An 11,957-nucleotide genomic window follows, 5' to 3' on the forward strand; every position below is an offset into this window, starting at 1 on the left:
TGCCGCGATGACCGGCGCGCTTACCGGCGGCGCAATGTCGGGCGGCGGCACGTAGGCCGGTGGCGGTGGCGTGTTCGGCTTGACCGCCTGCTCCACCTTGACCAGCTTCGGTGGCGGCGGTGGCGGCGGAGGCAGCGTCACCTCCTGGATGACCGCCGCCTCCAGCGGCTTCTTGATGACCTTGACAATATCCCGAGCCAGGCCGGAAACCAGCGCATAGCCAAGGACGACGTGCAGCCCGACAACCACGACCAGTCCGGTCGCACTCCGCGACGGGTCCTTGGGCTGAAAATTGTAGTTTGCGGTAATCGTGGTCATTCTATGAATTGCTCGCTGCCAATAACGCCAATCTTGGAGAGCCCCGCCCGCTTGGTCGCGGCAAGGATGCTGGCCACCACTTCATAACGGGCATGCTTGTCGGGGCGCAGATGCACTTCGGGCTGCACGGCCAGTTCGGAAACCATCTTCATCTTCTGCTCCAGTTCCGCACCGCTGGTCAGCGCCGTGCCCTGCCAATGCACCACGCTCTTCGCATCCACATCGATCTTCACTACTTCCGGCTTCACGTCGCTGGGCGGCGGCGTGCCGACCGGCAGGTTCAGGTTCACCGAATGCAACTGGATCGGAATGGTGATGATCAGCATGACCAGGAGCACCAGCATCACGTCAATCAGGGGCGTGGTGTTGATGTCCATCATCACTTCCGGATCGCCGCTGCCCGAGCTGCTTCCCACGTTCATTGCCATGTTCGCTCTCCCCTTTAGCCGCCGCGGACGGGCGGCTCGGTGATGAAGGCCACCTTGCCGATACCGGCACGCTGGCACGCGTAGAGAATTTTGCCGACGCCTTCGTATTCGGCAGTCAGGTCACCGCGGATCTGCACCTCGGGCTGCGGGCGCAGGGCGGACACCTTCTTCAAATGCTCGACCAGCGCGCCGGTGCTGGCCACCTTCGAATCCTGGATGTAGATCCCGTTGGCCTTGTCCACCGAGATGACCAGGTTTTCAGGCTTCGACTCCCGGACTTCGACGGTTTCCTTGGGCAGTTCGACCTGCACCGAGGTCGTGACGACCGGAATGGTGATCAGGAAGATGATCAGCAACACCAGCATCACATCGACCAGCGGCGTGGTGTTGATCGCGGCGATGACGTCGTCGTCCCCCTCGGCGGGGGCTGCACTGATGGCCATTTTGGGCTGCTCCGGCGATCAGGCCTTGGAGGCCGAGGCGAGGATGACCGAGTGCAGATCGCTGCCAAAGGCGCGAACGTCGTCGAGCACGCCCTTGTTGCGACGCACCAGCCAGTTGTAGCCCAGCACAGCGGGCACCGCCACGGCCAACCCGATGGCGGTCATGATCAGCGCTTCGCCCACCGGGCCGGCCACCTTGTCGATCGACGCCTGACCGGCCACACCAATGGCCGTCAGCGCATGGTAGATACCCCACACAGTGCCAAACAGACCGACGAAAGGCGCAGTGGAACCCACGGTTGCCAGAAAGGCCAGGCCCCCTTGCAGACGGCTCTGGATGCGTTCGATGGCACGCTGGATGGAGAGCGTCACCCAGTCATTGAAGCCCACATGCTGCAGCAGGCCATCGTGCTTCTTGGTGGCTTCGATGCCAGCCTCGGCGATGAAGCGGAAGGGACTGGAGCTTTCCAGGTTTTCGGCACCCTGCTGGACCGAACCGGCAGTCCAGAAGCTGCTGGTGGTTTTCTTGGCCTGACGCCCGATCTTGGACTGTTCCAGGAGCTTGACGATGATCACGTACCAACTGCCGACGCTCATGATCAGCAAAAGCAGCAGCACGGTCTTGGCGACTGCGTCGCTGCCTTTCCACAGGGCTTCGATGCCGTAGGGGTTGTCGGTGCTTTCGCTGGCAGCAGGCTTGGCCGCATGCAGTTCGGCAGCGGCAGGCGCAACAGGCGCCGCAGCCGCAGCCGCTTCGGCCGTAGAGCTCACTGTGGCGCCACTGGGCTGGGCCAGCACGGCGCCGGAAAACGTCGCACCGGAAATCACAATTGCCAAAGAGGCGAGAAGCGCCGAAATACCGGAACGCCCCTTCGTTATATCAAAATTGAACATGCTATTTCTCCACACAGATAAGTGAAATTAAAAATTCGAAATCCGAAAACCAATACAGACACCACCGCACGGTCCGTGCCAAAAAATTAAATTCTTTTTTATCATTAACTTAATCGACCCACCACAAATCCACGGAGCCGATCTGCTGCCACTCGGACACGTCAACTGCTGGAATCCCAACAGTTGTGCTGACAAATAAGCAGATATAGAAATCATAAATTATTGTTTTTCGCCGGAGGGCGACATCCCTACAATCGGCTCAAACATAACCGGTGGCCAGACAATGAACTACTCTCCCCACATCATCACGTTCCCCGATCCCCGCGCGGTGTCCCTGTCAATCCGGGCCAGCGCCGTCGTATTCGCCGACCCGAAATCCCTGCAATTACTTTCGCTAATCGACCGTGTCGCGCCGAGCAATGCCAACATCCTGATCATTGGCGAAACCGGCACCGGCAAGGAACTCGTCGCACGCCAGGTTCATCTGTCCAGCCTGCGCGCCTCGAAGCCCTTCCTGGCCATCAACTGCGGCGCTTTTTCCGAAACCCTGTTCGAGAGCGAGCTGTTTGGTTTCGAAAAAGGCGCCTTCACGGGCGCCATGACCTCCAAGGCCGGCTGGTTCGAAGCCGCCAACGGCGGCACCCTGTTTCTCGATGAGATCGGCGACCTGCCGCTGCCCATGCAGGTCAAGCTCCTGCGCGTGCTGCAGGAAGGGGAAGTGGTGCGCATCGGAGCCCGCAAGCCGCTCAAGGTCGATGTGCGCCTGATTGCCGCCACCAACGTCGATCTTGAAAAGGCCGTCGCCGAAGGTCGCTTCCGGGAAGATCTGTACTACCGCCTGCGGGTCGTGGCGCTGGACCTGCCCATCCTGCGGGAACGCCCGCGGGACATCGTGCCGCTGGCAAAGCACTTCATCACCAAGTACGCCCAGCGCCTCGACATCGTCGAACCGACCCTCTCGCCGCAGGCCGAACGGGCCCTCCTCGACTACATCTGGCCGGGCAATATCCGCGAACTCGAAAACGTCATCCACCGGGCCTTGCTGGTCTTTCACGGCAAGCACATCGAGGAGGACGACCTGCACCTGCTCGCCGCCCAGTTTGAACGCCCCTCGCGCGACCAGCCGAGCACACCGGCCGACCTGCAGGACTGCTTCACCCGTCACCTCAAGGGCTTGTTCGAGGAAGGGCATGAAACGCTGTTCGACCATGTCGTCGACCACACCATTCGCACCGCCTACGAATGGGAGCACCTCAACCAGGTACGCACCGCCCGCCTGCTGGGGATTTCCCGCAACGTGCTGCGCACCCACCTGAAGCGCCTGAAGCTGATCGACTGAGGCAGTACGGATGGCCGGAAAATCCCACGTCGATGCCAATTACCGCTTCATCGCTGCTTATCAGGAAGTGAACGCCCGCATCGCCCAGCGCCAGCAGGCGCTGGCCTTATATGTAACGCTGGTAGTGAGCATCCTCGCCGCGCTGGTGGCCCTCAAGCCGGGCGCCGGCGCCGGCCATGTGCCGGTGGAATGGCTGATTCTCGGCTTTCCGGTCGCCTCCACCTGCCTGGCTTTTCTCAATTACAAATCCGAGCGGGCCATCACCAACCTGCGCCATTTCCTGTCCGCCCTCGAAAGACTGGAACGGGACAGCCATGCGCTGCCGAGCTACAACACCGATCCCCACTGGGCCGCCGGTGCCAACAAGGCCCGGCGCTTTCACGACCTGGCAGCGGCGGTACTGGTAACCGGCGGCAACGGCATCGGGCTGGCCGCCGGGCTGAGCATCTACCCGGAACGCCTTCACGAGAACCCGTTGATCCTGTGGATCGCCTTTGCCGTCAGCCTTTCATCCCTGGTGGCCCTGCTGCTCAATCCGAAATGGAGTTTTCGTCCGCAAGCGTAATCCCGCAAATGTTGCCCAGTCAGCAGCGGGGCAACATCCGTGCTGAAAAAACAACCATGCAATTCCGCCGGGTACGCTCCCGGGAATTGCCGTCAATTTTCTCGACCCCGTCGGGCCGGCATATCAAGTCATTTCAATTCAAGCGCTTGACTGTATTTCGCTATTCACGAATAGCTATTCGAAAACAGGAACAAGCAAAGGCACGAAACCTGCAATTCAATGAAAAACCGGGCGGCACGGGTTGCTGCCCCGACTGTCCCTGCGCCGCGTATTCGCCGTCAATCCGAAGCCCATGAAAAAGAAGATCATCTGGACCACGCTTGCCCTGATCCTCGCCACCACGGCCGGAGGCGTCGCCTATTACGGCACGGCCCCTGCCGCGGAAACGAAGACTGCCGACAAGGCCCTCAAAGCCGATGGCCCGCAACGCGGCAAGGGCGGACGCAACCGGGATCAGGGCAATCGTCCGGTGCCGGTGCTGGCCGCGGACACCCGGCTGGGCGACATCGACGTAACAGTCAACGCCATCGGCACGGTAACGGCCTTCAACACCGTCACCATCAAGCCACGGGTGGACGGGCAGCTCCAGCGCGTGGCCTTCCGGGATGGCCAGATCGTCAAGAGCGGCGAGGTGCTCGCCGAGATCGACCCACGCCCCTTCGCCGCCGCCCTCGATCAGGCCAGCGGCCAGCTCAAGCGCGACGAGGCCCTGCTCGCCAACGCCCGCCTCGACCTGGAACGCTACAAGGGCCTGCTCGCCAAGGACTCCATCGCCCGCCAGCAGGTGGACGCCCAGGAAGCCCAGGTACGCCAGCTCGAAGGCACGGTGCAGACCGACCGCGCCCTGGTCGATACCGCCCGCCTCAACCTGAGCTTCACAAAAGTCAGCGCGCCGGTCTCCGGCACCCTCGGCCTGCGCCAGGTGGACGCCGGCAACATGGTGCGGGCGGCCGACACCGGCGGACTGGTGATCATCACCCAGACCCAGCCGATCTCCGTGTTCTTCTCGATTCCGGCCGGCAACCTGCCGGCGGTGCGGGAGCGCATCCAGGCTGGCAAGGGCCTCAGCGTGGAAGCATGGGACCGGGATGGTCGCCGGAAGCTCGCTGCAGGACGCCTGCTCAGCACCGACAACCTCATCGACACCAGCACCGGCACCATCAAGCTCAAGGCCCAGTTCGACAACAAGGACAACGCCCTCTTTCCCAATCAGTTCGTCAGCGCCCGCCTGCGCGTGGACACCCGTCACGACGCGCTGCTGATTCCATCGGCAGCCATCCTGAAGGGTGCCCAGGGCAACTTTGTTTACGTACTCAACGAACAGGACAAGACCGTCAGCAGCCGCCAGGTGGTCACCGGCCCCGCCACCGCCGACACGGTATCCATCGAATCGGGCCTGAGTGCCGGCGAGAAGATCGTCGTCGATGGTGTAGACCGCCTGCGCGATGGCGCCCCGGTGGAACTCAGCACCCCGGAATCCCGCCAGGGCGGCGAACGCCGCGGTAAAGGCGGGCCGGGTGGCAACGGCGAACCCCGTGGCGAACGCAAGAAGCCCGCATGAACCCCTCGCGCCTCTTCATCCTTCGCCCGGTCGCCACCTCCCTGCTGATGGTGGCGATCCTGCTCGTCGGCCTGATCGCCTATCGCCTGCTGCCCGTCTCGGCGCTGCCCGAGGTGGAATACCCCACCATCCAGATCAGCACCCGCTACCCCGGCGCCAGCCCCGACGTCACCACCTCGGCCATCACCGCCCCGCTGGAGCGCCAGTTCGGCCAGATGCCCGGCCTCAAGCGCATGTCGTCCACCAGCGGCGAAGGCATCTCGGTCATCACCCTGCAGTTCGACCTGGCCCTGAAGATGGACGTGGCCGAGCAGCAGGTTCAGGCCGCCATCAACACCGCCAGCAGCTTCCTGCCGCAAGACCTGCCGATGCCGCCGGTGTACAGCAAGGTCAATCCCGCCGACGCACCGATCATGACGCTGGCCGTCAGCTCGCCCAGCCTGCCGATGGCCCGGCTCGCCGACCTGGTCGATACCCGGGTGGCGATGAAGATTTCCCAGTTGCCCGGCATCGGTCTCGTCACCATCGGCGGCGGCCTGCGCCCGGCAGTGCGCGTGCAGGTCAACCCGCAAGCCCTCGCCGCCACCGGGCTGAGCCTGGAAGACGTGCGCAGCGCCATCGCCAATGCCAACGTGAACATGGCCAAGGGCAGCTTCGACGGCCCGACCAAGGCCACAACGCTCGACGCCAACGACCAGCTCAAGTCGGCGGACGACTACGGCAAGCTCACCATCGCCTGGCGCAACGGCGCACCGATCCGCCTCGCCGATGTGGCCGAGACCATCGAGGGCGCCGAGAACAACCGCCTCGCCGCCTGGGCCGACAAAACCCCGGCGGTCATCATCAACATCCAGCGCCAACCGGGCGCCAACGTCATCGAGACCGCCGAGCGGGTGCGTGCCCTGCTGCCGCAGCTGGAAGCCGATCTGCCCACCTCTGTCGACCTGCGTCTCCTCACCGACCGCACCACGTCCATCCGCGCCTCGGTCACCGACGTGCAGTTCGAACTGGTGCTCGCCGTGGCGCTGGTGGTGGCAGTGATCTTCGTCTTCCTGCGCAGCTTCACGGCCACGCTGATCCCGGCGGTGGCGGTACCCCTGTCGCTGGTCGGCACCTTTGCGGTGATGTACGCCGCCGGCTTCAGCATCAACAACCTCACCCTGATGGCCCTCACCATCGCCGCCGGCTTCGTGGTGGACGACGCCATCGTGATGATCGAGAACATCAGCCGCCACCTGGAAGACGGCGAAACGCCGCTGGAAGCGGCCCTCAAGGGATCCAGGCAGATCGGTTTCACGATCATCTCGCTGACCGTGTCGCTGATCGCCGTACTGATTCCGCTGATCTTCATGGGCGACGTGGTCGGCCGCCTGTTCCGTGAATTCGCCATCACCCTGGCGGTGGCAATCCTGATTTCAGCGGTGGTATCCCTGACCCTCACGCCGATGATGTCGGCCCGCCTGCTGCGTCCCCACGCCCGCGGCCATGACGAAAACGGCGTCTTCTTCCAGGCCATCCTGGATCGCTACGCGGTGATGCTCAAGTGGGTATTGAACCGCCAGGGCCTGACCCTGCTGGTGGCCTTCGGCACCCTCACGCTGACCGCCCTGCTGTATGTATTCATCCCCAAGGGCTTCTTCCCGGTGCAGGACACCGGCCTCATCCAGGCCGTCTCCGAAGCCCCGCAGGACATCTCGTTTGCCGCCATGGCGGAGCGTCAGCACACCCTGGCCGAAATCCTGCTCGAAGACCCGGCGGTGGAAAACCTGTCGTCCTTCATCGGCGTGGACGGCAGCAACACCACCCTCAACAGCGGGCGCATGCTCATCAAGCTGAAACCCCGGGAAGAGCGCGACCTGGACGCCGCCGGCGTCATCCGCCGCCTGCAGGAACGCCTGCAGGTGCGGCAACTTGACACCCGCCTGTTCATGCAACCGGTGCAGGATCTCTCCATCGAAGACCGGGCCAGCCGCACCCAGTACCAGTTCAGCCTCGAAAGCATCAACGAGGCCCAGCTGGCCCAGTGGTCCGGACGGCTCCTGAAGAAACTGCACACCCTGCCGCAACTGGCCGACGTGGCCAGCGACCTGCAGGACCAGGGCACCCAGGCCTTCATCGACATCGACCGGGACAGCGCCGGCCGCCTCGGCATCACCCCGGCCGCCATCGACAATGCCCTTTACAGCGCCTTCGGCCAGCGCCAGGTGTCCAACATCTTCACCCAGTCGGCGCTTTACCGGGTCGTGCTGGAAGTCGGCCCCGACTTCCAGAAGAGCCCCGCCGCGCTGGAGCACATCCACATCCCGGCAGCGGGCGGGCGCACCGTGCCCCTGTCGTCGGTGGCGCGCATCAGCGAGCGCCGTGCCCTGCTGGCCGTCAATCACCTCGGCCAGTTTCCGGCGGTGACCCTGTCGTTCAACCTGGCCCCGAACGTCGCCCTCGGCGATGCCGTCAAGGCCATTCGCAGCGCCGAGTCCGAACTGGAGATGCCGCGCACCATCCGCAGCAGCTTCCAGGGCGCCGCACTGGCCTTCCAGGCCTCGCTCGACAACACCCTGCTGCTGATCCTCGCCGCCGTGGTGACCATGTACATCGTGCTCGGCGTGCTCTACGAGAGCACCATCCACCCGGTCACCATCCTGTCCACCCTGCCCTCGGCCGGCGTCGGCGCCCTGCTGGCGCTGCTGGTGTCGGGCCACGAGCTGGGCATGATCGGCATCATCGGGATCATCCTGCTGATCGGCATCGTCAAGAAAAACGCCATCATGATGATCGACTTCGCCCTCGAAGCGGAGCGCGAGCAGGGCCTGTCGCCCCGCGAGGCCATCTTCGAAGCCTGCCTGCTGCGCTTCCGGCCGATCCTGATGACCACCCTCGCCGCCCTGCTCGGCGCCCTGCCGCTGATGCTCGGCACCGGCGTCGGCTCCGAACTGCGCCAGCCGCTGGGCATCACCATGGTCGGCGGCCTGCTGGTCAGCCAGGTGCTGACCATCTTCACCACGCCGGTGATCTACCTGGCCTTCGACCGCCTGGCCCGGCGCTGGAAAGGCGTGACCGCATGAAGCCGCCGAATCTGTGGGTCGGACTTCAGTCCGACAACGCACGTTCAGCCTGGGGATGTCGGACTGAAGTCCGACCCACAGAAACCCTGCATGCCGCCCTTGTGAGCCGGATTTCAGTCCAACCCACGGAAACTCTGCATACCGCCCTTGTGGGTCGGACTTCAGTCCGACATCACGCGCTTGATGGGCGGAGCCGGACGACAGTCCGCCCCACCACATGAACCTCTCCGCCCTGTTCATCCGGCGCCCGGTGGCCACTTCGCTGCTGGGCCTGGCCATCACTCTGGTCGGGCTGGTGGCCTACAAGCTGCTGCCGGTTGCCGCCCTGCCGCAGGTGGACTATCCGACCATCTCGGTCTCCGCCAGCCTGCCCGGTGCCAGCCCCGAAACGATGGCGGCCACCGTGGCGACGCCGCTGGAGCGGGCCTTCGGCAGCATCGCCGGCGTCACCGAACTGACCTCGTCGAGCTCCCTGGGCAGCACCCGCATCACCCTGCAGATGGACCTCGACCAGGACGTGGAGAGCACTGCCAAAAGCGTGCAGGCCGCCATCAACGCGACGCGCAGCCAGTTGCCCAGCGGCATGGCCGGCAACCCCACCTACCGCAAGATCAACCCGGCCGACGCCCCGGTGCTGATCCTGTCGATGACCTCCGACAGCGTCTCGCGGGCCGAGATGTACGACATCGCCTCCACGCTGCTGGCCCAGCGCCTCGCCCAGGTAAAGGGCGTCGGCCAGGTCAACATGGGCGGCGGATCGCTGCCGGCAGTGCGTGTGCAGGTCGATCCGGCGACCCTCAGCGCCACCGGCATCGGCGTGGAAAGCGTGCGCCAGGCCATCGATGCGGCCAACGTCAATCGGCCCAAGGGCAGCCTCGAAGACGGCCCGCGCCACTGGCAACTGCAGGCCAGCGATCAGGCCAGCAAGGCCGCCGACTACCTCCCCACCATCGTTGCATGGAAGAACGATGCCGCCGTGCGCCTCGGCGACGTGGCCCGGGTCACCGACTCCGAGCAGGACACCCGCAACATCGGCCTCGCCAACGGCAAGCCGGCGGTCATCCTGCTGATCAACCGCCAGCCCGACGCCAACGTGATCGACACCGTCGACCGGGCCATGGCCATCCTCCCCATGCTGCGCGCCGAACTGCCCCCGGGCATCCACCTCGACGTGGTGGCCGACCGCACCGTCACCATCCGCGCCTCCCTGCGCGAAGTGCAGCACACCCTGCTGCTGTCGGTGGCGCTGGTCATCATGGTGGTCTTCCTGTTCCTGCGTAACGTGCGCGCCGCCATCATCCCCAGCGTGGCGGTGCCGGTGTCGCTGCTCGGCACCTTCGCGGTGATGTACCTGGCCGGCTATTCGCTGAACAACATATCGCTGATGGCACTGGTCATCGTCACAGGCTTCGTGGTCGATGACGCGGTGGTGGTGCTGGAGAACATCTCCCGCCACATCGAGGCCGGCCTCAGCCCGCTGGAGGCGGCCCTCAAGGGCGCCCGGGAAGTCGGCTTCACGGTGCTCTCGATGAGCGTCTCGCTGATCGCCGTGTTCATCCCGATCCTGCTGATGGGCGGCATCGTCGGACGGCTGTTCCGGGAATTCGCCGTCACCCTGTCGGCAGCCATCCTGGTCTCGCTGGTGGTGTCGCTGACCCTCACGCCGATGATGTGCGTGCGCCTGCTCAGGGCCCGCCCGGTCGAGCCGGAAGCGCACAAACCCTCCTTCGGCACGCGTCTCATGGGCCGCGTCGTCGGTGGCTACCGGCGTTCTCTGGGCGTGGTGCTCAACCATCCGTGGATCACCCTCGGCGTACTGTTCGCCACCGTCGCCTTCAACGTGCACCTCTACGGCGTCGTGCCCAAGGGCTTCTTCCCCCAGCAGGACACGGGACGCATCATGGGCTTCATCGACGCCGACCAGCGCACCTCCTTCCAGTCCATGCAGGGCAAGCTGGCGCGCTTCGTCGCCATCCTGCAAACAGACCCGGCGGTGGACAACGTGGTCGGCTACGCCGGTGGCGGAGGCGGCCCGCGCAACGGGGGCCTGATCTTTCTGACCCTCAAGCCCCTGTCCGAACGGAACGTGAGCGCCGACGAGGTCATCGCCCGCCTGCGCGGCAAACTCGGCCACGAACCCGGAGCCAGCCTGTTTCTGGTCGCCGCCCAGGACATCCGGATCGGCGGCCGCCAGGGCAACGCCCAGTACGACTTCACCCTGCAGGCCGACTCCCTGCAGGATCTGAAAACCTGGGAGCCACGCATCCGCGACGCCATGCGCAAGATGCCGCAACTGGAAGACGTCAGCTCCGACCGCCAGGACAAGGGCGAGCAGACCATGCTGATCATCGACCGGGACGCCCTGGCGCGCCTAAACCTCAACCAGCGCCTGGTCAACGCCACCCTCAACGACCTCTTCGGGCAGCGCCTGGTGTCCACCATCTACGGCGCCAGCAACCAGTACCGGGTAGTGCTCGAAGCCGCACCGGAATACCTGCAGGGGCCGGAAGTGCTGAAGGATCTGTTCTTCATCAGTCCGGACGGCAAGCGCGTTCCGCTGGCCACCTTCGCCCACTGGGAATCCGGCCCCACGCCCCTGTCGGTCAATCACCAGGGCGGCAGCGTGGCGTCGACGATCTCCTTCAACCTGCCCATCGGCGTATCCCTCTCCGAGGCCACCGACGCGGTGCGCCAGGAGATGGCCCGCATAGGTGTACCGTCCGCCGTGCACGGCAGCTTCCAGGGCAATGCCAAAGCCTTCCAGGCCTCCCTCAAAAGCCAACCGCTGCTGATTCTGGCCGCCATCGTGGCGGTGTACCTGATCCTCGGCATCCTCTACGAAAACCTGATGCACCCGATCACCATCCTGTCCACGCTGCCCTCGGCCGGGGTGGGGGCGATTCTGGCGCTGCTGGCCTTCAAGACCGAGTTCGGGGTGATCGCCCTGATCGGCGTGATCCTGCTCATCGGCATCGTCAAGAAAAACGCCATCATGATGATCGACTTCGCCATCAGCGCCGAACGCGACCGCGGCCTGTCGCCCCGCGAGGCCATCTTCGAAGCCTGCCTGCTGCGCTTCCGGCCGATCATGATGACCACCCTGGCGGCCCTCTTCGGCGCCCTGCCGCTGGCCTTCGGCGTCGGCGACGGTGCCGAGCTGCGCCAGCCGCTGGGCATCACCATCGTTGGCGGCCTGCTTCTCAGCCAGCTCCTGACCCTCTACACCACCCCGGTGGTCTATCTCCAGCTCGACCGTCTGCGCCTGTGGCTGCTGCGCCTCCACGCGGGCCGGACGACGCCGCTCACCGCCCCGCATCCATGAACCCGTACGCCCTTTCCGGAATGAA

General features: G+C 64.8%; 8 protein-coding genes and 1 pseudogene. 5 read left to right on the forward strand and 4 right to left on the reverse strand.

Annotated elements, in window-relative coordinates; translation table 11 throughout:
* The 4 genes and pseudogenes from ETQ85_RS26760 to ETQ85_RS25040 form a co-directional block, all read right to left on the reverse strand.
* Positions 1-318: pseudogene (locus tag ETQ85_RS26760) on the reverse strand (energy transducer TonB); the annotation flags it as partial.
* Positions 315-746: an ExbD/TolR family protein gene (locus ETQ85_RS25030; protein WP_148581725.1), complete on the reverse strand. Its 432-nt coding sequence runs from the start codon at positions 744-746 to the stop codon at positions 315-317. The pseudogene ETQ85_RS26760 and the gene ETQ85_RS25030, both read right to left, overlap by 4 nt.
* 14 nt (positions 747-760) lie before the next feature.
* A complete protein-coding gene (locus tag ETQ85_RS25035) occupies positions 761-1,189 on the reverse strand; it encodes an ExbD/TolR family protein (protein WP_148581726.1) in 429 nt (142 codons plus the stop codon).
* Between the two features lie 18 nt (positions 1,190-1,207).
* A complete protein-coding gene (locus ETQ85_RS25040) occupies positions 1,208-2,083 on the reverse strand; it encodes a MotA/TolQ/ExbB proton channel family protein (protein WP_148581727.1) in 876 nt (291 codons plus the stop codon).
* Positions 2,084-2,366: 283 nt separating this feature from the next.
* On the opposite strand from ETQ85_RS25040, the gene ETQ85_RS25045 reads away from it, so the two are divergent.
* From ETQ85_RS25045 to ETQ85_RS25065, 5 genes are all read left to right on the forward strand, one after another.
* Positions 2,367-3,422 carry a sigma-54 interaction domain-containing protein gene (locus ETQ85_RS25045; RefSeq protein ID WP_148581728.1) on the forward strand — a complete coding sequence of 352 codons (1,056 nt, stop codon included), beginning with the start codon at positions 2,367-2,369 and terminating at the stop codon, positions 3,420-3,422.
* A gap of 10 nt (positions 3,423-3,432) precedes the next feature.
* The gene (locus tag ETQ85_RS25050) at positions 3,433-3,987 is read left to right on the forward strand and encodes a hypothetical protein (protein WP_148581729.1); all 555 of its coding nucleotides are present in this window, start codon (positions 3,433-3,435) and stop codon (positions 3,985-3,987) included.
* Positions 3,988-4,279: 292 nt separating this feature from the next.
* A complete protein-coding gene (locus ETQ85_RS25055) occupies positions 4,280-5,548 on the forward strand; it encodes an MdtA/MuxA family multidrug efflux RND transporter periplasmic adaptor subunit (protein ID WP_148581730.1) in 1,269 nt (422 codons plus the stop codon).
* Positions 5,545-8,610 (forward strand): MdtB/MuxB family multidrug efflux RND transporter permease subunit, encoded by a 3,066-nt coding sequence (locus ETQ85_RS25060; RefSeq protein WP_148581731.1) that lies wholly within the window; start codon positions 5,545-5,547, stop codon positions 8,608-8,610. The genes ETQ85_RS25055 and ETQ85_RS25060 overlap by 4 nt, the downstream gene beginning before the upstream one ends.
* A gap of 217 nt (positions 8,611-8,827) precedes the next feature.
* Positions 8,828-11,932: a multidrug efflux RND transporter permease subunit gene (locus ETQ85_RS25065; RefSeq protein ID WP_148581732.1), complete on the forward strand. Its 3,105-nt coding sequence runs from the start codon at positions 8,828-8,830 to the stop codon at positions 11,930-11,932.
* The last annotated feature ends 25 nt before the right edge of the window (positions 11,933-11,957 follow it).

It is taken from the genome of Zoogloea oleivorans (assembly GCF_008107625.1).
Classification (GTDB): Bacteria; Pseudomonadota; Gammaproteobacteria; order Burkholderiales; family Rhodocyclaceae; genus Zoogloea; species Zoogloea oleivorans.

Excerpts from the sequence above, each read along its gene's own strand:
- ETQ85_RS25030 (WP_148581725.1), bottom strand. The coding sequence starts at position 746 with ATGGCAATGAACGTGGGAAGCAGCTCGGGCAGCGGCGATCCGGAAGTG.
- ETQ85_RS25045 (WP_148581728.1), top strand. The coding sequence starts at position 2,367 with ATGAACTACTCTCCCCACATCATCACGTTCCCCGATCCCCGCGCGGTG.
- ETQ85_RS25040 (WP_148581727.1), bottom strand. The coding sequence starts at position 2,083 with ATGTTCAATTTTGATATAACGAAGGGGCGTTCCGGTATTTCGGCGCTT.
- ETQ85_RS25055 (WP_148581730.1), top strand. The coding sequence starts at position 4,280 with ATGAAAAAGAAGATCATCTGGACCACGCTTGCCCTGATCCTCGCCACC.
- ETQ85_RS25050 (WP_148581729.1), top strand. The coding sequence starts at position 3,433 with ATGGCCGGAAAATCCCACGTCGATGCCAATTACCGCTTCATCGCTGCT.
- ETQ85_RS25035 (WP_148581726.1), bottom strand. The coding sequence starts at position 1,189 with ATGGCCATCAGTGCAGCCCCCGCCGAGGGGGACGACGACGTCATCGCC.
- ETQ85_RS25065 (WP_148581732.1), top strand. The coding sequence starts at position 8,828 with ATGAACCTCTCCGCCCTGTTCATCCGGCGCCCGGTGGCCACTTCGCTG.
- ETQ85_RS25060 (WP_148581731.1), top strand. The coding sequence starts at position 5,545 with ATGAACCCCTCGCGCCTCTTCATCCTTCGCCCGGTCGCCACCTCCCTG.